17 protein-coding genes are annotated in these 17,682 nt (G+C 67.8%); all 17 read right to left on the minus strand.

What is annotated here, in order from left to right:
• Window positions 1–72: 72 nt before the first annotated feature.
• Complete coding sequence (locus tag P5W99_RS33255) at window positions 73–1,161, minus strand: WD40/YVTN/BNR-like repeat-containing protein (RefSeq protein ID WP_421028098.1); 1,089 nt, start codon at window positions 1,159–1,161, stop codon at window positions 73–75.
• Window positions 1,162–1,247: 86 nt separating this feature from the next.
• Window positions 1,248–2,453, minus strand: coding sequence for an acetyl-CoA C-acyltransferase (locus tag P5W99_RS33260; RefSeq protein WP_434665512.1), 1,206 nt, complete (start codon window positions 2,451–2,453; stop codon window positions 1,248–1,250).
• 37 nt (window positions 2,454–2,490) lie between these two features.
• Window positions 2,491–2,982: a MaoC family dehydratase gene (locus P5W99_RS33265; protein WP_421028100.1), complete on the minus strand. Its 492-nt coding sequence runs from the start codon at window positions 2,980–2,982 to the stop codon at window positions 2,491–2,493.
• The gene (locus tag P5W99_RS33270; protein WP_421028101.1) at window positions 2,979–3,785 is read right to left on the minus strand and encodes an SDR family oxidoreductase; all 807 of its coding nucleotides are present in this window, start codon (window positions 3,783–3,785) and stop codon (window positions 2,979–2,981) included. The genes P5W99_RS33265 and P5W99_RS33270 overlap by 4 nt, the downstream gene beginning before the upstream one ends.
• The gene (locus tag P5W99_RS33275) at window positions 3,782–4,945 is read right to left on the minus strand and encodes an acyl-CoA dehydrogenase family protein (protein ID WP_434666620.1); all 1,164 of its coding nucleotides are present in this window, start codon (window positions 4,943–4,945) and stop codon (window positions 3,782–3,784) included. The genes P5W99_RS33270 and P5W99_RS33275 overlap by 4 nt, the downstream gene beginning before the upstream one ends.
• Before the next feature lie 113 nt (window positions 4,946–5,058).
• Window positions 5,059–6,306 carry an acyl-CoA dehydrogenase family protein gene (locus P5W99_RS33280; RefSeq protein ID WP_421028102.1) on the minus strand — a complete coding sequence of 416 codons (1,248 nt, stop codon included), beginning with the start codon at window positions 6,304–6,306 and terminating at the stop codon, window positions 5,059–5,061.
• 4 nt (window positions 6,307–6,310) lie between these two features.
• The gene (locus tag P5W99_RS33285) at window positions 6,311–7,189 is read right to left on the minus strand and encodes an SDR family oxidoreductase (RefSeq protein WP_421028103.1); all 879 of its coding nucleotides are present in this window, start codon (window positions 7,187–7,189) and stop codon (window positions 6,311–6,313) included.
• A gap of 34 nt (window positions 7,190–7,223) precedes the next feature.
• A complete protein-coding gene (locus tag P5W99_RS33290) occupies window positions 7,224–8,375 on the minus strand; it encodes an acetyl-CoA C-acetyltransferase (RefSeq protein WP_421028104.1) in 1,152 nt (383 codons plus the stop codon).
• Window positions 8,376–8,377: 2 nt separating this feature from the next.
• Complete coding sequence (locus tag P5W99_RS33295; protein ID WP_421047520.1) at window positions 8,378–9,451, minus strand: acyl-CoA dehydrogenase family protein; 1,074 nt, start codon at window positions 9,449–9,451, stop codon at window positions 8,378–8,380.
• 84 nt (window positions 9,452–9,535) lie between these two features.
• Window positions 9,536–10,705 (minus strand): acyl-CoA dehydrogenase family protein, encoded by a 1,170-nt coding sequence (locus tag P5W99_RS33300; RefSeq protein WP_421028106.1) that lies wholly within the window; start codon window positions 10,703–10,705, stop codon window positions 9,536–9,538.
• Window positions 10,702–11,568 (minus strand): enoyl-CoA hydratase family protein, encoded by an 867-nt coding sequence (locus tag P5W99_RS33305; protein ID WP_421028107.1) that lies wholly within the window; start codon window positions 11,566–11,568, stop codon window positions 10,702–10,704. The genes P5W99_RS33300 and P5W99_RS33305 overlap by 4 nt, the downstream gene beginning before the upstream one ends.
• 38 nt (window positions 11,569–11,606) lie before the next feature.
• Window positions 11,607–12,734 (minus strand): NAD(P)H-dependent flavin oxidoreductase, encoded by a 1,128-nt coding sequence (locus tag P5W99_RS33310; protein ID WP_434665518.1) that lies wholly within the window; start codon window positions 12,732–12,734, stop codon window positions 11,607–11,609.
• Entirely contained in the window at window positions 12,731–13,651 is a 921-nt protein-coding gene (locus P5W99_RS33315; protein ID WP_421028109.1) for an enoyl-CoA hydratase, read from the minus strand. The genes P5W99_RS33310 and P5W99_RS33315 overlap by 4 nt, the downstream gene beginning before the upstream one ends.
• A gap of 17 nt (window positions 13,652–13,668) precedes the next feature.
• Window positions 13,669–14,430 carry a CoA-transferase subunit beta gene (locus P5W99_RS33320; RefSeq protein WP_421028755.1) on the minus strand — a complete coding sequence of 254 codons (762 nt, stop codon included), beginning with the start codon at window positions 14,428–14,430 and terminating at the stop codon, window positions 13,669–13,671.
• Window positions 14,431–14,476: 46 nt separating this feature from the next.
• The gene (locus tag P5W99_RS33325; RefSeq protein ID WP_434665522.1) at window positions 14,477–15,364 is read right to left on the minus strand and encodes a CoA transferase subunit A; all 888 of its coding nucleotides are present in this window, start codon (window positions 15,362–15,364) and stop codon (window positions 14,477–14,479) included.
• A 3-nt stretch (window positions 15,365–15,367) separates the two neighbouring features.
• Window positions 15,368–16,285, minus strand: coding sequence for a VOC family protein (locus tag P5W99_RS33330; protein WP_421028111.1), 918 nt, complete (start codon window positions 16,283–16,285; stop codon window positions 15,368–15,370).
• A gap of 342 nt (window positions 16,286–16,627) precedes the next feature.
• The gene (locus P5W99_RS33335; protein ID WP_421026256.1) at window positions 16,628–17,680 is read right to left on the minus strand and encodes an IS630 family transposase; all 1,053 of its coding nucleotides are present in this window, start codon (window positions 17,678–17,680) and stop codon (window positions 16,628–16,630) included.
• Between the last annotated feature and the right edge of the window lie 2 nt (window positions 17,681–17,682).

Below are 17,682 nucleotides of genomic sequence, written 5' to 3' on the forward strand. Positions count from 1 at the left end.
CGAATGGCACAGCGGTTTGCACTGCGAACCAGCGCAACGGGAGCAGCGAAGAGAATTCACGGCGCCGCGAGTTCAGGAAGGCGCGTTGGCCTGGGCGGCCGCAGGTGGGCTGGGCGATGCGCCGTTGGGGGCTTCGGAGCCCGCGAGCTTCGACGCGTTGGCCGCGTTCTTGCCATTAGCGATATCGCGCGGCGCGGGCACGGTCTGCGCGGGCAGCGTCCAGCGCATCACGCCTGGCTCGCCGGCCACCAGCAGGCGGCCCTGCCCGTCGTCCAGCACGGCGGCCAGGCTTTGCACGCCGCCCACCTTGCGCACTGCGTAATGCTCGCCCGCGTCGTCGGAGGTAACGATGGCGCCGCCCTGCCCGACCAGCACGAGCCGGCCGCCATTCAACTGCGCCGCGCCGAAGTACGAGACGCCCACGCCGCTGTCGACATGCGTCCACGTCTGCGCGCCGTCGGTCGAACGCAGCACGTTGCCGCGCATGCCGTAGGCGAGCCATGCGCCATCGGCGAGCGGCAGCACGCCGAACAGCGACCCCGCATAGGGCGACGAACGCTTGTCCCAGGTCGCGCCGTTGTCGTTGGACACCAGCAGCGTGCCGGTCTCGCCCGCGATCACGATGCGCCCCTTGCCGTCGCCCGCGATCGCGTTCAGATGGCGGTCTTCGGCCGGGGTCTTCTCGACGCTCCACGTTGCGCCCTCGTCGTGCGACACGAGGAGTTGACCGAAGCTTCCCGCTACGAAGAGCGGCCCGTTCGGCTGCCCCCAGATCGCGAGCAGCGGGTCGGAGTGGCGGTGATCGAAGTGAGTCTGCTGCCAGTGTTCGCCGCCGTCCACGGTGCGCAGGATCACGCCGTCGTGGCCCACAGCAATGCCGGTGCGCGGCGATACGAAGAACACCTGGGTCAACGTGGACGCCTCTTTGTAATCCGCGGTGGCGCGCCGCCAGCTTGCGCCCGCGTCGTCGCTGAGCAGGATCACGCCGCGCTCGCCCACAGCAACGGCGCGCGAGCCGGCCTGCGCGAGGCCGTTGATCTGCAGATGATTGGCCGCGATGGTGCTGGCAGGGAATGCGGGCAAGGGGCGCGGCGCGAACGCAAAGAGCGCCGCACCCAGCACCGCCGCCGACATCAGCAGGCCGGGAAGCGTAGTTTTCACGGAGTGTCTCCTCCAGGTAGTGCGTTTTTTTGCTACTGCTGCTTTGTGTGACTGCGGGTCCTGCTTGTAGTGCCTGCTCGCGCGGTCTACGCCGCGATTTCGAACAGCGCCGCCGCGCCCATGCCGCCGCCGATGCACATCGTCACCACGGCGAGCCGCGCGCCGCGCCGCTTCGCCTCGATGAGCGCGTGCATCGTCATGCGCGCGCCCGACATGCCGAACGGATGGCCGAGCGCAACCGCGCCGCCGTTCACGTTCAGGCGGTCCATCGGGATGCCTAACTTGTCGCGGCAGTAGATGGCCTGGCACGCGAAGGCCTCGTTGAGCTCCCACAGGCCGATGTCGCTGACCGTGAGCTTGTGGCGCTCCAGCAGGCGCGGCACCGCGAAGACCGGTCCGATGCCCATCTCGTCGGCTTCGCAGCCGGCCGCCGCGAGGCCGCGAAACGTGCCCAGCGGCGTGAGGCCGCGTGCGCGCGCGCTTTGCGCGCTCATCACCACGACCGCCGCCGCGCCGTCCGAAAGCTGCGAGGCATTGCCGGCGGTAATGAATTCGCCCTGCGCCACCGCCTCGCCGCCGCTCCACACCGGCTTGAGTGCGGCGAGGCTATCGGCGCTGGTTTCGGCGCGGTTGCATTCGTCGCGTTCGGCGCGCACGTTCTCGTGGCCGGTGACATTGCCCTCCTTGTCGAACAGCGCGCGGCGCACGTCGAGCGGCACGATCTCGGCGTCGAAGCGCCCTGCCGCCTGCGCCGCCGCCGTGCGCTGCTGACTCACGAGCGAGTAGGCGTCCTGATCGGCGCGGCTGATGCCGTAGCGGCGCGACACCACCTCCGCCGTCTCGATCATCGCCATATAGGCGGCGGGCTGTTGCGCGAGCACGCTCTCGGCGCGCGCGCGGTAGCTGTTCTTGTGGCGGTTCTGCGTGAGCGTGATCGACTCCACGCCGCCCGCCACCACGATATCGGCGTCACCGCATGCGATGCTGCGCGAGGCCACCGCGATCGACATGAGCCCCGACGAGCACATGCGGTCGAGCGCCATGCCCGGGACGCTCGCGGGCAGCCCGGCGGCAATCGCCGAAAGACGGCCGATGTTGTAGCCCTGGGTGCCCTGCTGCGCGGCGCAGCCCACGATGACGTCGTCGATCTCGCGGCCTTCGAGGCCCGCGCGCTCAACCGCCGCGCGCACCACGTGGCCGCCCAGCGAGGGCGCTTCGGTATCATTGAAAACACCCCGGTAGGCCTTGCCGATGGGGGTGCGCGCCACGGAGACAATCACGGCTTCGTTCATCGAATGCATTCCTGTTTCGAATCGGATAAATACGGAGTCAGAAGTAATAGCGGCTGATGGTGTCGACCACGCAGCCTGGCTTGGCCTCGCCCTCGATCTCCACGCTCACGCGAATCCATGCCTGCACGCCGCCTTCCAGCGCTTCGGCGCGCAACAGCTCGCCCACGCCGCGCACGCGTGCGCCCACGCGCACCGGCGCCGGAAAGCGCACGCGCTCGCAGCCGTAGTTCACGCCCATGCGCGCGCCGTCGATGCGCAAGATTTCCGGCAGGAAATGGTTGACGAGCGAGAGCGTGAGATAGCCGTGCGCGATGCAGCCGCCGAATGGACCGCTTGCGGCGCGCGCGGGGTCCACATGGACCCACTGATGGTCGAGCGTGGCGTCGGCGAACTGGTTGATGCGCGCCTGGTCGATGTCGAACCAGGGGCTCGCGCCGAGGCGCTCGCCCACGGCATCGAGCAGCTCGCCCGGCTGCGCGAACACGCGCACGGGCGTGGCTTCGGCGGAAACGTCGAGCGTGCTCATCATGCGTGCTGGCTGCTTACCGAGAGCACTTCGCCGGTCATATACGACGCGTAGTCGCTTGCGAGGAACACCATCACGTTTGCCACCTCCCAGACTTCGGCTGCGCGCCCGAATGCTTCGCGCGAGGCCAGTTGTTCGAGCAGTTCGGCCGGAGCCGACTTCTTCAGAAAATCGTGCAACGCAATGCTCGGCGCCACCGCGTTGATGCGCACCCCGTGCGGCGCGGCCTCCAGCGCCGCGCAACGCGTGAGCGCCATCACGCCGGCCTTGGCGGCCGCGTAATGCGCCTGCTCCGCCTGCGCCCGCCAGCCCAGCACCGACGCGTTGTTGACGATCGTGCCGCGCCCGCGCGCCTGCATGTGGGGCAACATCGCGCGCATCATGCGGAACGTGCCGGTAAGGCTAATGTCGAGCACGCGCGACCATTGCGCATCGTCCATATCGACTAGACGGCACGAGCCGCCGAGACCCGCGTTGTTCACGAGCACGTCCACGCCGCCGGTTTTGTCCTCGGCTTCGGCCACCAGCGCTCTCACCTGCTCCTCGTTGGAGACGTCGCAGAGGCTGCCGTAGACCGCTTCCAGACCGGTTTCGTCGCGCAGCCTGGCGAGCGCTTCGGTGAGGCGCTTTTCGTGGATATCGGAGATGAACAGCGCGCGGCAGCCTTCTTCCGCGCTGCGCCGGGCCGCCGCGAAGCCGATGCCGGCACCGGCGGCGGCGGTGATGAGCACCGACTTGCCCGCGAGCAGTTGATGACCGGCCACATAGGGCGGCGCGATGGACAGACCTTGTGGAGCGTGGTTCATGCTTGACCTCTGGGTTCTTTCGGCATGCCGAGCCCGCGCTCGGCCATGATGTTGAGCTGGATTTCGTTGGTGCCGGCGTAGATGGTGTCGGCGCGCGAGAACAGGAACACGCCCTGCAGACGGCTGCGCTTCGCGTCGTTCGCATCGACGAGGTTCGCGCGCTCGCCGAGCACGTCCATCGCAAGCTGGCCCAGATCGCGGTGCCAGTTCGACCAGTAGTACTTGTAGATGAGTGAGGACTTGTCGAGCGTACCGGCGGCGGGCGCACCGCCAGCCGCCGCGCCTTCGCCCGCGCCTGCGAGCATGCGCAGCGCGTTGTAGCGCATCGTGCGCAGCCCGGCCCACGCCTTCGCGATGCGCGCGCGAATGGCGGGATCGTGGGCCACGCCCGCCTCGCGCGCGGCGTCGATCACCCAGTCGAGCTCGCGGATGAACTGCATCTGCTGGCCGAGCGTGGAGATGCCGCGCTCGAAGGCGAGCAGCGTCATCGCGATGCGCCAGCCGTCACCGGGCTCGCCCACGAGATCGGCGGCTTCGGCGCGGGCGCCATCGAAGAACACCTCGTTGAATTCCGCACCGCCGTTCATCTGCCGGATCGGACGGATCTCGACGCCGGGCTGGTCGAGCGGCACGAGGAAGAACGAGAGGCCCTTGTTGCCGCGCGATTGCGGGTCGCTGCGCGCGAGCACGAAGATCCATTCGGAGTCGTGCGCGAGCGAGGTCCAGACTTTCTGGCCGTCGATGCGCCACGCGCCATCGGCCTGGCACTCGGCGCGCGTGCGCACGTTCGCGAGGTCCGAGCCCGCGCCGGGCTCCGAATAGCCCTGGCACCAGAACTGCGAGCCCGCGAGGATGCCGGGCAGGAAGCGCGCGCGCTGGTCGGCGTTGCCGCAGGCGATCAGCGTGGGGCCGAGCAGCCCTTCGCCGATATGGCCCATGCGGCCCGGGCCGCCCGCACGTGCGTATTCCTCGTGGAAGATCACCTGGCCGGCAATGCTCCAGCCGCGCCCGCCTGCTTCGACGGGCCAGCCGAGGCCAGTCCAGCCGCCCTCCGCAAGCTCGCGCTCCCACGCCTTGCGCAGTTCCGGGAATGCGTCCTCGTCGCCGGGGCCGCCACGGTAGCGCAGGCAGGCGAATTCGCCCGTGAGGTGCGCCTCCATCCAGGCGGCAATCCCGGCGCGCAAGCGCGCTTCGCGGTTGCCGCCCTGTTCGTTGAGGTGCGCGTTGAGGTGAGCGTTGAAATCCGCCCTGAAGTCTCGATCAATGCGTGCGTTCATGCGTTCGCTCCTGCAAGCACCGCTGCGCTCGTGTGTTCGGCCACGGCATGGCTGCTCGCACCGTCGATCACGTGACCCGCGAGCCAGCCATAGAGTTGCGACGTCGAGCCGAACAGCGCACCGGAAGCCTGTGCGCGCTTGAAATAAAGCTGTGGATCGTACTCCCAGGTAAACCCCACTCCGCCGTGCAGCTGGATGGCTTCCTGAGCGCAGAAGCGGAACGCGTCGTTCGCGCTCGCCTTGGCCACCGCGATATCGGCGTATTGCGCAGCCGTAGGCACGCCTTGCGCGGCATCCCAGGCGGCTGCCGCGCCGAACACTACGGAGCGCGCCGCCTCCACCGCCACGAGCATTTCGGCGCAGCGGTGCTTGACCGCCTGGAACGAAGCGATGGCGCGCCCGAACTGCACGCGCTCCGCCGTGTAGGCCAGCGTGAGGTCGAGACATTGCTGCGCGCCGCCCAACTGCTCGGCCGCGAGCGCAAGCGCCGCAAGCCATGCCGTTTCCGTGAGCGCGCGCCGCGCCACCACACTGCGCGCGAGGCACGCCGCCGGCGCGACCCGCACGTTGTCCAGTGCGATGCCTGCGATGGCGCGCGTGGTATCGAGCGTCGCGAGCGGCGTGCGCGCCACACCCGTTTGTGCCGTTTCGACCGCGAACAGCGCGATTTCGCCGCTACTGTTGCCATCGGCCAGGCGCGCGGGCACGAGCAGCAGGTCGGCCATCACGCCATCCAGCACGGCAGCGAGCGTGCCGCTCAGGCGGAAGCCCTCGGGCGTTTCATGCGCTTCGACACCCGATGCCACGCGCTCGCCCGCGTCGTCGAATGGCGCTCCGATCGCCAGCGCCGCGCGCGTCTCGCCCGCAGCGATGCGCGCGAGCCAGCGCACGGCTTCCTCGGAGCCTTCATCCGCATCGGCTTCGTTTGATTCACCGCTGCAACGCGCCAGCGCCTGTGCCGCCAGCACCGCCGTGCCGAAATACGGCACGCAGGCGAGCCTTGCCCCAAGCTGCTCCAATAGCAGCACGAGCTCCGTGGCGCCCAGTCCCGCGCCGCCGGCGTGCTCCGGCACGCTCAGGCCGCACCAGCCGAGCTCCGCCGCCACGGTCTGCCAGAGCACGGCATCGTAGCCCGCATGGCGCTCGATCGCGCGGCGCACGTCGGCGGATGCGCTCTGCTGCGCGAGCACCTCCGCCGCGCTATCGCGAATCATGACCTGCTCTTCGGTGAGTACGAGGTCCATGGCGTCAGCTTCCGTAAACGCGCTGCGCGGGCCGTGCCTGCTCGACCAGCGCCGCCACCGCCGCGCCCACTTCGTGCGCGGGCCAGCGCGCGCCACGGTCCACGCTCGGGCCCGTGCGCCAGCCCTCCGCCACGGCGATCATGCCGCCGGAGACCTCGAACACCTGCCCGGTCACCGCGCCCGATACCTCGCTCGCGAGCCACACCACGAGCGGCGCGACGTTGGCCGGATCGAAGGCGTCGAAGCCGCCGTTCTCGGGCTTCTTCATCACGTCGGCGAACAGCGTTTCGGTCATCGCCGTGCGCGCCGCCGGCGCGAGCGCATTCACGCACACGCCGTAGCGCTGGAGCTCGGCGGCCTGCATCAGCGTGAGCGCCGCAATGCCGGCCTTGGCCGCGCCATAGTTGGATTGCCCGATCGAGCCTTGCAGCCCCGCGCCCGAACTCGTGTTGACGATGCGCGCCGCCACCGGCGTGCCCGCCTTCGCGGCATCGCGCCAGCCGCGCGCGAGAATGTGTGCGAGACAGAAGTGGCCGCGCAGATGCACGCGCATGACCGCATCCCAATCGTCCTCGGTCATGGTCGTGAACATGCGGTCGCGGCAAATGCCCGCGTTGTTCACGAGCGCGTGAACCGTGCCGAAGGCTTCCTGCGCGGCATCGACGATGCGCTGCGCGGTGTCCATGCGCGTGATGTCGTCGCCGTTCGCGAGCGCGCGGCCGCCCGCCTGCGCAATCTCCTCGCACACGGCGCGCGCCGCGTCTTCGCGCACGTCGTTGACCACCACCGCCGCGCCCTGCTCCGCCAGCGCCAGCGCATACGCGCGCCCCAGCCCGCCGCCCGCGCCCGTAACGATCACGGTCCGTTCCTTGCAGATTCCCATGCCTGACCTCTCGTTAAGTCTTGTCACGCCGCGCTCAAAGGCGCTCGATAATAGTCACGTTCGCGAGCCCGCCGCCCTCACACATCGTCTGGAGTCCGTATCGACCGCCGGTGCATTCGAGTTCGTGCAGCAGCGTCGTCATGAGACGCGCGCCCGTTGCGCCCAGCGGATGCCCCAGCGCAATCGCGCCGCCGTTCGGATTCGTGCGCGCCGCGTCGTAGCCAGTTTCGGCAAGCCATGCGAGCACGACCGAGGCAAACGCCTCGTTGATCTCCACCGCGTCGATGTCCTTCATCGAGAGGCCCGCCTTCTTGAGCGCATGGCGCGTGGCGGGAATGGGCGCGGTCAGCATCCAGAGCGGGTCGTCGCCGAGTACGCTCAGGTGATGGATGCGCGCGCGCGGCGTGAGGCCGTAGCGTTGCAGCGCGTCTTCCGAGACGATCAGCAGCGCCGCCGCCGCGTCGCAGGTCTGGCTCGACACGGCCGCCGTGAGCGAGCCGCCCGGCATCAGCGGTTCGAGCAAGGCCATTTTTTCGAGCGTGGTGTCCGGGCGCGGAGTCTCGTCGCGCGAGAGGCCGAAGCACGGCACGACCTCGCGCTCGAAGCGCTTTCCCTCGATCGCGGCCACCGCCCGGCGATGGCTTTCCAGCGCATAGCGCTCCATCGCTTCGCGCGAGAGGTTCCAGTGATCGGCAATGCGCTGGGCCGCATCGAACTGCGAGACCGGCGCATCGCCAAAGCGCGCGCGCCAGCCCTTGCTGCCCGAGAACGGGTCGGTGAAGCCGAGCGGCACCGCCGCCGTCATCGCCGAAGAGATGGGGATTTGCGTCATGGTCTGCACGCCGCCCGCGATCACCACGTCCTGCGTGCCGCTCATGATGGCCTGCGCCGCGAAGTGCACGGCCTGCTGCGAGGAGCCGCACTGGCGGTCCACGGTCACGCCCGGAACTGTGAGCGGCAGGCCAGCGGCGAGCCAGCAGGTGCGCGCGATATTGCCGGCGAGCGGGCCGATGGTGTCCACGCAGCCGAACACGACGTCGTCGTAGTCCTCGGCGGGAATGGGGTTGCGCTTGACGATTTCCTGCAGCACGAAGCCGCCCAGGTCGGCGGCATGCACCGGCGCCAGCGTGCCCTTGCGGCGCCCCGTGGGCGTGCGCAGTGCGTCGACGATATAGGCTTGTTTCATGGTCACTCCAGTTCGAAGGTGCGCGCGGGGCCGATGGGCGTACGCGCGTCGATGAGCGTGCTGGCGACGCGCTCGCGATGGAACGTGGCATCGCCCCAGTTGCCCGCGAGCGCCCAGATGCGCTTGACGAAGATTTGCAGGTCGAGCTCCCACGTGTAGCCCATCGCGCCGTGCACCTGGATAGCGTTGCGCGCGGCCAGTTGCGCGGCTTCCAGCGCGGCGAGTTTCGCGTGCGAAACATAGAGCGCGCGCTGCGGATCATCCGTTGCGAGCGCGCACGCCGCGCGATAGACCACGGGGCGCGCGAACTCGTAGCGAATCGCGACATCGGCGAGCAGGTGCTTGACCGCCTGATACCCGCCAATGGGCTTGCCGAACTGCTTGCGCTGCGAGGTGTAGTCGATGGCAGCGTCGAGCACGCGCTGGGTGAGACCGAGCAATTGCGCGGCTACCGCGAACGCGCCGTGATCGAGCGCGGCGTCGAGAATCGGCGCGGTTTCTGCGGCCGTCGCGAGGCGCGTCGAGGTGCGGGGCGACGACACGTCGGGCGTCCATTGGACCTCGAAGATGCGCCGCGACGGATCCACGCTCTGGACAGCCTTGCGCGTGCAGGCCGAGGGCGCCACGCGGTGCAGTTCGCCGTCGCGCTCGCACAGCAGCAAGTGAGCGACGTGCGCATCGGCCACGTGCGGATTCACCGGATGCCCGAGCGCCACCCGCGCATTGCCCGCTGCGATCTGCGCCAGCAGCGTGTCGCGCCAGTCGCTCGCGGGGAGCCGTGCGAGCATCGCCACCGTCACGAACGCGGTGTCCATGAGCGTATCGGCGCCGCCGAAGTAGCCCCAGGTCTGCGCGAGCAGCGCCCATTCGGCAGCTGACATGCCCAGGCCGCCGTGTTCTTCGGGCACCGACACCGCGGTCATGCCCTGCGCGGCCAACTGCTCCCAGAGACGCTCCGAGCGTCCGCTTTCGGTCTCCCACAGTTCGCGGAGCAGTTCCGGCGTGAGCTCGGTCATCAGGAAGCGGCGTGCGGAATCGGCCAGCGCTTCCTGGTCTTCGTCGAATGAAAAGTCCATATGTCTCCTTTTCAGCTGGCTCCATATCATCGGCATTCCGAATCGAATGCCATACGGCGACCAACTGCTGCGTCGTTGTTTTCGCTACCCGCGCGGCATGCCCAGCATGCGTTCGGCAACGATGTTGCGCTGGATTTCGTTGGTTCCCGCGTAGATCGGACCGGCCTGTGCGAACAGGAAACCGTCGAGCCAGTTGCCCAGATGCGCGTGAGCCTCGTCGCCGTGCGGCATCACCTCCGCCCGCGAACCGAGGATGTCGAGCGCGGTCTGGTGCATCCGCAAATCCAGTTCCGACCAGAACACCTTGTTGGTGCTCGATTCCGGGCCAATATGCCCGCCCTTCTGCAAGCGGCTCGCCGTCATGTAGGTGGAGAGCGCATACGCCTGGGCGTCCATCCACGCCGCGGCCACGCGCTGGCGCAGCGACGGGTCGCGCCGCGCCGCCTCGGGATGCGCCAGGAGCAACTCGCGCAGCGACTCGGCCGTGCGCTGGAAGCGCGCGGGCGAACGCAGCATCAGGCCGCGCTCGAAACCCGCCGTCGCCATCGCCACGTGCCAGCCCATGCCCTCGCCCGCGATGCGGTTCGCCACTGGCACGCGCACGTCGTCGAAGAAAATCTCGGCAAAACCGGTCTGCCCGTTCAACTGCTTGATCGGCCGCACCGTCACGCCCGGCGCATTGAGCGGCACCATCAGGAATGTGAGGCCGTGGTGGCGCGTGGACTGCGAGTCGCTGCGAAATAGGCCAAACATCCAGTCGGCCCAGACCGCGCGCGTCGACCAGATCTTCTGGCCGTTGAGCACGTAGTCCTCGCCGTCGCGGAACGCGCTCGAGCGGATCGCCGCCATGTCCGAACCCGCGTTCGGCTCGGACCAGCCTTGCGCCCACACATGCTCGCCCGAGGCCATCGCGGGCAGGAAGCGCGCCTTCTGCTCGTCGGTGCCGAAGTCCATCAGCGTAGGGCCGAGCAGGAAGATGCCGTTCTGGTTCACGCGCATGGGGGCATCGGCTCGCCAGTATTCCTCTTCGAAGATCAACCACTCGATCAGGTCGCAGCCGCGCCCGCCCAGCTCGCGCGGCCAGGTGACCATGCTCCAGCGGCCCGAATGCAGCGTGCGCTCCCACTCGCGATGCGCAGCGAAACCCGCTTCGGTGTCGAAGCTCGGCAGCGGCTTGCGCGGCACGTGCCCGGCGAGCCACGTGCGGATTTCCTCCCGGAACGCGCATTGTTGCGGGGTGTAGTCGAGCTTCATGCGCGGGCCTCGCCGGGTTGTGCGAGTTGTGCGGATTCGAATTTCGCCTCGCGCTTTTCCACGAAGGCGCTGCGCGCCTCGGTCGAATCGTTCGACATGTAGGCCTGAAGCGTGAAGCCCTGCTCCCAGCGGTACTTGTTTTCGAGGTCGCCGTCTTCCACGCCGTTGAGCGCCTCCTTCGCGAGCGCGAGCATCGTGCCGCTCTTTTCGGCAATGCGCTGCGCGAGTTCGAGTGCCGCCTCGCGCAACTGCTCGCGCGGCACGACGCGCTCCACCGCGCCCAGCCGCCATGCCTCGTCGGCGCCCACCATGTCGCCGGTAAAGTACATCGCGCGAACCTTCTGCACACCGAACATTCTTTGCAGATGCGCGCCGCCGCCCATCGCGCCGCGGTCGATCTCGGGCACGCCAAAGCGCGCGCACTGCGAGGCCACGACGATATCGGCCGCGCCGCAGATGCCGATGCCGCCGCCCAGCACGAAACCGTGTACCGCCGCGATCACCGGCTTCGGGCTGCGGTGCACGGCGCGAAACGTAGCGTAGTTGCCCGCGTTCACCGCGACGATGCGCTCGGGATGCGCGGACAGTTCCTTGATGTCGACGCCAGCGCAGAAGCCACGGCCAACGCCCCGCAGCACGATCACGCGTACGCTCTCGTCGCGGCCGAGCGCGTCGATCGCGGCGGCGAGCGCGTACCAGTCCTCGCTGTCGAGCGCGTTGACGGGCGGGCGGTCGAGCGCGAGCTCGGCCACCGCGCCATCCTTGCCCACGCGCGCGATCGAGAAGGCCGGCTGCCGTCCGCTCTGGGCGATGGTGGCCGGGGTCGCCCCCTGTGTTGTTCCGTTATGGCTTGCTTGTGTCATGTCCCCGTCCCTCGTTCTCGTGAATGGGTGAATATTCGTTACGCACGCACCGTGGCGGCTTCGGCATGCGCGCGCTCGCCGCGCAGCGCCGCGAGCGCGTCGAGCCGCTCGCAGGCCTCGTGCACGATGCGCAGAATCACCGTCTCGCACGGCTCGATCGCGCCAATCATCGCGGCCGCCTGCCCGCCCGGCAGCACGCCCTCGTCGGGCTGCCCCTCGACGATCGCGCGCTGGATCAGGTATGGCGCGTTCGCGGCCATGAGCGTCTGGCTCGCGGTATAGCCGTGCTCGCGCAGCGCTTTCACGCCGATGGAAACCATCTGCGCGAGCGACAGGCCGTTCTGCTTGCGCCACGCCTGCGCGGTGCGCAGCGCGAAGAGCGTGCGGCGCAGCGGCCCGAGCGATTCCAGATGCAGCAGATACGGGTTGTCGATCATGCGTTGCGGCAGACCGTCGAGCGCAGCGGAAACGCGGATCTGCGCCGGATCTTTCACCGACACATAGCGCGAGAGTGTTTCGCGCGGCACGGGCGATTCCTCGGTCATGAGAAAGCGCGTGCCCATCGCGATGCCCGCTGCGCCATAGCCGAGCGCAGCGGCAAGGCCTCGCCCGTCGAAGAAGCCGCCAGCAGCGATCACCGGCACCTGCACGGCGTCGAGCACGCGTGGCAGCAACAGCGTGGTCGGCACCGAGCCAGTGTGGCCGCCGCCTTCGGCGCCTTGCACCGTCACCGCGTCCGCGCCTAGCTCGACGGCCTTGGCCGCGTGCTTGGGCGCGCCCACCGTGGGAATGCACAGCACGCCTGCATCCTTGAAGCGGCGGATCGTCTTCGAATCGGGACCGCGTCCATAGCTCACGGCGCGCAGCCGGTGCTTGATCGCCAGATCGACAACCTGCGCGGCGTTCGGCTGGAACATATGAAAGTTGATGCCGAAGGGTCGGTCGGTGAGCGATTTCACGCGCAGGATCTCGGCCTCCACGCACTCCGGCTCCAGCGTCGCGCCCGCGAGGAAACCGAAGCCGCCCGCGTTGCAAGTGGCCGCGACGAGGCGAGCATCGGCCACCCAGCCCATTGCGGTCTGCACGACCGGGTACCGGCAGCCGAGCAGGTCCGTGAGCGGCGTGTGCAGTGTGTCAGGAACGGCGGACAGAAGCGCGTTCATCATGTGCGCTCCGGCGCGGCTTCCTTCGCTTGCGCGCCCGGCGCGCGCTGCGACTGCGCCATCTTGCGCGCATCGTAGCCGCCGAGGCGGTCGCCGCTCACGAGTTCGTTGTGGGCGTGCGCGAAATGATGCCAGGCGAACGCCGCATCCATCGCCGCGCGCTTGCCCTGCAGTTCCTCGACGTGATTGATCGCCTGCTTGGTGAGCGTGAGGCCGAGGCGCGGCATCGCGGCAATCTTCGCGGCCATTTCGTGAACGCTCTCGCGCAAGGTCTCGCGCGGCACGACGCGATTGATCATGCCCATCTGCTGCGCGCGCTGCACATTCATGCGCTCGCCGAGGAACAGAAACTCCTTGGCGATGCGCGGGTTCAACTCGTAGGCGTGCGCGAAATATTCCACGCCGGGAATGCCCATGCGCACGACGGGATCGGCAAAGAAGGCATCTTCCGAAGCGACGATCAGATCGCATACCCACGCCAGCATCAACCCGCCCGCCACGCACGCGCCCTGCACCATCGCGATGGTCGGCTTGGGCAGGTCGCGCCAGCGGCGGCACATGCCCAGATAGACTTCCTGCTCGCGTGCGTAGAGGAATTCGCCGCCTTCCTTGTTCACGTGGTCGTACCAGAGCGACTGGCGCTCGAACGACTGGCCGATGTCGCGCCCCGGCGTGCCAATGTCGTGCCCCGCCGAAAAATGCTTGCCCGCGCCCGCGAGCACGATGACCTTCACCGTGTCGTCGTGCGACGCGCGCTTGAACGCCGCGTCGAGCGCGTACGTCATCTGCGAGTTCTGCGCGTTGTGGTATTCCGGGCGGTTCATCGTGATGGTGGCGATGCCATCCGTCACTTCGTAAAGCACGACTTCCTGGGTATCGGAGGAACTGCCGGAGGAACTGCGCGAAAGACTGTCCTGCATGATGGCCTCGCTTCGCTTTACGCGCGCCGCGGCGCGGGGTTCTCGCGCAGAATCGCTGCGCGCAGGTTGTGCGGATCGAGGGCGCGCACGATGCGCAAATCCTCGGCGCTGGGCGGCGCGGTCGTGCCGATATCGTCGGCGGCGACGAGCGGGAAGCCCGTGGCCGCCTGCACATCTTCGAAGCTCACGCCCGGGTGCAGCGAACGCACGCGCACCGCATGGTTCGGGCCGCCGAAGTCCATCACGCAAAGATCGGTGACGATGGCGCGCAGGTCCGTGAACGCGCGCATGCCTTCGATCTCGCGCGCCGGGTTGTAGCCCACGCTGCACACCATGTCGACCTCGCCGGCCACGAAGGTGCGCGTGCTATGGCCCGTCACGAAGAACGAGTTCGCGTGGTTGATGCTGTTGCCAGGGAAACCGCGCGCGCCCAGCAATTGCGTCTTCGGCTTCGCATAGTCGCTGCCGAGGCACGAGATGTTGGCCTGGCCGAAGCGGTCGATCTGCGTGGGCATGACGAGCGCGTGGCGGCGTCCGTGCCACACACAGTCGAACACGCGTTCGTAGGTCATCCAGCCGCTCGCCGCCACGCGATACGCGGCGTCGCGCGGGCCCAGCGGCACCGGATTTTCGACGAGATACGCCTCGCCGTCGGTGAGCATGAGGCCGGGGTTGTACGCGAGGCGCGCGAGGCCCGCCGCGAGACGCGGCCCCGTGCCGATGCCGGTCGCCAGCACTTCGCCGTCGCCGCGCCAGAGTCTGGCCGAGGCGGCGATCATCAGCTCGGCGAGGGAATAGTCGATTGCTTCGTTCACGCTCGCTCCTTTACAGAATCGGCAGCGGCAGCGCCGCGATATGGGAGGGACCGCCCGCGCCCGCAAGCCAGGCGCTCTCGTCAGGGCCCACGACGTCGCGCAGATACGCGGCGGTTTGCTCGGCGCTTGCCGCAGCGGCGTTATAGGCCTTCAAATGCGGCAGATCCCAGCCGTAGGCCGGCGCGCAAGAAGTCGGATGCGCACCGCACAGCGCGTGTACCACGCCCGTCACGAGCGAGCGCTCGAATGGATTGCGGCGGGCCGCTTCGAAATCGGCACTCGCGAGCGACTCGGCCAGCGTTTCGCAGCTCACGAAGGTGCGCTTCGCGGCGCGCGCGAACCAGGCGTCGAAGAACGGATCGGGACCGTCGATGCGCGTGTTGCCCATCGCGTCGGCAGCATTCACGTGCAGCAGCGCAGCGTCGAGCTCGATGGCCGGCATCGCGAGTAAGGTTTCAGCATCGTCATAGGGCGAGCGAATCGTGCGCAGATGCGGCGCATGGCGCAGCAAATCGGTGCCCAGGCCCACGCGCGTGGGCAAGAACGGCAAGCGCGCGGCCGCCGCGCGCAGGCCCAGTTGCAGAAGGCCCTCGTCGAGTTCCCAGACATCGATCGCACCGGTCTCCCGAGCGCGGCGGAAATGCGCTTCCAACGGAATCACGTCGAGCGAGACGAAGCCGAACACCACCTTCTTGACCTTGCCCGCGGCACACAACAGGCCCACGTCGGGGCCGCCATAGGCGACCACAGTGAGATCGCGCAGCGACGAGCGCGCAATCTCGCGCACCAGCGCCATGGGCTTGCGGCGCGGACCCCAGCCGCCGATGCCGATAGTCATGCCGTCTTCGAGCTGAGCGACCACGTCGCGCGCGCTCTGGCGTTTATCGATCGTTTTCATTCGTTATCCTCTAAATCCGATGCTGAAATCGTGGCCCCAGAGACTCACGCGCGTGGCTTCGTAGACGCTGTGCTCGCGCCAGTCCACCTGCAAGCCGCCATAGCCGTATTCGAGGTCGAAGCCGCCCGGCGTCTTCATGTAGAACGACGTCATGTGGTCGTTGCAGTGGCGGCCGAGCGTGGCCGAGAGCTTCACGCCATGCGCGTTCATGCGGTCGAGCGCGCGCCCCACCTCGTCCATGGACGGCACCTCGGCCATCACGTGGATGCAGCCCGAAGGCACGGCGAGGTCCATGATCGCGAGGCTGTGATGGCGCGCGTTGCCGCAATGCAGGAAGTGGATGCGCTTTTCGGGCTCGGCCGGATCGGCGGAGAAGCGCACGCGGTAGATATCGGAGAGCGCGAAGCCCAGCACGTCGCGCAGGAAGCGGTCCGTGGCGTCGAATGCGGGGGCGGGCAGCACCGTGTGGCCGAGACCGATGGCGCCGGTCACGAAGCCCGGCACGCCCACGGGCGAGACGAAGCGGCGGAAGTCCGAGCGCACGCCCCAGAAGAACTCGTGGCGGTTGCCCGAAGGATCCAGGCACCAGACCATCGCCTGGACGCGGCGCAGCGCCGTTTCTTCTGCGCTGGCGCGGCGTGGTTCGACACCGGCTTGCTCCAGCCGCGCAACCATCGCGGCAAGCGCTGCTTCGTCGGCCAGTTCCCAGCCCGAGGCAAAATAGCGGTCTTCGGCGCCCGGCACGATCAGATAGCGGAAATCGCGCTCGTCCATCTTGAGGTAGAGCGCGCTGCCTGGCTCATTCGTGCCCTGATTCGCCTCAAGCGCCTCCATGCCAAGCACGTCCCGCGCATAGTCGCGCCACTTGTCCATCAGTGCCGACTGCACGACGACGTAGCCCAACGCTCGCACATCGCTCATCTTCGCCCCTCCAGAAAGCCCGTTGTAGTGAGGTCTATTCTGGCCGCCCGGGGCGGTGGCAACATCGTCTGTTGGGACTATTGGATGGGGGTTGGTTTGGCTGGGAGTGCCGGCGATGTGATCCGGGTATTCCCCAAGTTCATTCAAGGCTGGTGGCCGGTTCAAGCACTCTGGGGCAAAGTTCGACCGTCCGAATAATTCGCTATCTCAGGTCGGATTTATCGACAGTCAAACCAGGTATGCGTTCACGCGTGGCGCGCGCCTTACCTTGACTCGAACGCTAACGCTAACGGTATCGAGCGCCTTCGCAGCGGTTGCAATCCTTGGGGCTAGTCCGCTGCGTCATTGAATTGGCACCACTCGAATCCGACGCGAAGGATCGTCATATTTCCACTTGATCGGCTTCGGGTTCTTGTTGTGCTCGCGAATGTAATGCATCAGTTTGCGATCCAGATCCTTCACCGAAGTGAAGATGCCGCGCGCGATAACATCGCGCTGGATGCGCGAGAACCAGTTCTCCACCTGGTTGAGCCACGACGAGTAGGTCGGCGTGAAGTGCAGGCGCACGTTGCGATGCGCATCGAGGAACTCGGCGACCCGATGCGTCTTATGGCTGCTGACGTTGTCGCAGATAACATGGATTTCGCGGCGTTTGGGCTGGCTGGCGACGACGTCGGTCAGGAAGGCCACGAACTGTTCGCTGGTGTGGCGTGCTGCCGTTTTGCCCAACACCTCGCCGGTGGCGGTGTTGAATGCCGCGAACAGACTGAGCGTGCCGTTGCGCTTGTACTCGAAGCCGTGGCTCTCGGCACGCCCCGGTGACAGCGGCAGCATCCGGTCCTTGCGGTCGAGCGCCTGGATCGCGGTCTTCTCGTCCACGCAGAACACCGCTGCGTGCGCCGGTGGGTTCAGGTACAGCCCGATCACGTCGGCCGCCTTGGCCTCGAAATCCGGGTCGTTGGAGACCATGTGCCGCCCCAGCTGCTGCGGTTTGATGCCGTGCTTGCGCCAGATGCGCTGCACGGTCGAGACCGACACGTCGCTGAGTTCTGCCGCGAGTTTGTAGCTGCTCCAGTGTGTCGAACCGTCGGCAGGCCTGTGTTTGAGGGTTCGGTTGAGCACCCGCGCTTCCAGTCTCGCGGGAGGCTGCCTGGGCGCACGCCCGGGGTGCCGGGCATACATGCCGGCCAGCCGCTCACTGAGGAATCGCGCCGACCAGCGCGCGATGAAGCGAGAATCACAACCGAGTGTGCGCATGATGCTGTCACGCGACTCGCCGTCCTCGAGCATCAGGATCAACTTCGCGCGTCGCACGTCCGCCGCACGCACCGTCCGGCTACGCGCCGCCGACAGCAGTTGCTCCCGCTCAATATCTGTCAGATTCATTTTTCCCATGA

It is taken from the genome of Paraburkholderia sp. A3BS-1L, from assembly GCF_051125215.1.
In the GTDB taxonomy this organism is placed as follows: Bacteria; Pseudomonadota; Gammaproteobacteria; order Burkholderiales; family Burkholderiaceae; genus Paraburkholderia.

Bases quoted from the DNA above. Each gene is read 5' to 3' on its own strand.
- P5W99_RS33260 (WP_434665512.1), bottom strand. From the start codon at position 2,453: ATGAACGAAGCCGTGATTGTCTCCGTGGCGCGCACCCCCATCGGCAAG.
- P5W99_RS33265 (WP_421028100.1), bottom strand. From the start codon at position 2,982: ATGATGAGCACGCTCGACGTTTCCGCCGAAGCCACGCCCGTGCGCGTG.
- P5W99_RS33270 (WP_421028101.1), bottom strand. From the start codon at position 3,785: ATGAACCACGCTCCACAAGGTCTGTCCATCGCGCCGCCCTATGTGGCC.
- P5W99_RS33275 (WP_434666620.1), bottom strand. From the start codon at position 4,945: ATGGAGGCGCACCTCACGGGCGAATTCGCCTGCCTGCGCTACCGTGGC.
- P5W99_RS33280 (WP_421028102.1), bottom strand. From the start codon at position 6,306: ATGGACCTCGTACTCACCGAAGAGCAGGTCATGATTCGCGATAGCGCG.
- P5W99_RS33285 (WP_421028103.1), bottom strand. From the start codon at position 7,189: ATGGGAATCTGCAAGGAACGGACCGTGATCGTTACGGGCGCGGGCGGC.
- P5W99_RS33290 (WP_421028104.1), bottom strand. From the start codon at position 8,375: ATGAAACAAGCCTATATCGTCGACGCACTGCGCACGCCCACGGGGCGC.
- P5W99_RS33295 (WP_421047520.1), bottom strand. From the start codon at position 9,451: ATGGACTTTTCATTCGACGAAGACCAGGAAGCGCTGGCCGATTCCGCA.
- P5W99_RS33300 (WP_421028106.1), bottom strand. From the start codon at position 10,705: ATGAAGCTCGACTACACCCCGCAACAATGCGCGTTCCGGGAGGAAATC.
- P5W99_RS33305 (WP_421028107.1), bottom strand. From the start codon at position 11,568: ATGACACAAGCAAGCCATAACGGAACAACACAGGGGGCGACCCCGGCC.
- P5W99_RS33310 (WP_434665518.1), bottom strand. From the start codon at position 12,734: ATGATGAACGCGCTTCTGTCCGCCGTTCCTGACACACTGCACACGCCG.
- P5W99_RS33315 (WP_421028109.1), bottom strand. From the start codon at position 13,651: ATGCAGGACAGTCTTTCGCGCAGTTCCTCCGGCAGTTCCTCCGATACC.
- P5W99_RS33320 (WP_421028755.1), bottom strand. From the start codon at position 14,430: ATGATCGCCGCCTCGGCCAGACTCTGGCGCGGCGACGGCGAAGTGCTG.
- P5W99_RS33325 (WP_434665522.1), bottom strand. From the start codon at position 15,364: ATGAAAACGATCGATAAACGCCAGAGCGCGCGCGACGTGGTCGCTCAG.
- P5W99_RS33330 (WP_421028111.1), bottom strand. From the start codon at position 16,285: ATGAGCGATGTGCGAGCGTTGGGCTACGTCGTCGTGCAGTCGGCACTG.
- P5W99_RS33335 (WP_421026256.1), bottom strand. From the start codon at position 17,680: ATGGGAAAAATGAATCTGACAGATATTGAGCGGGAGCAACTGCTGTCG.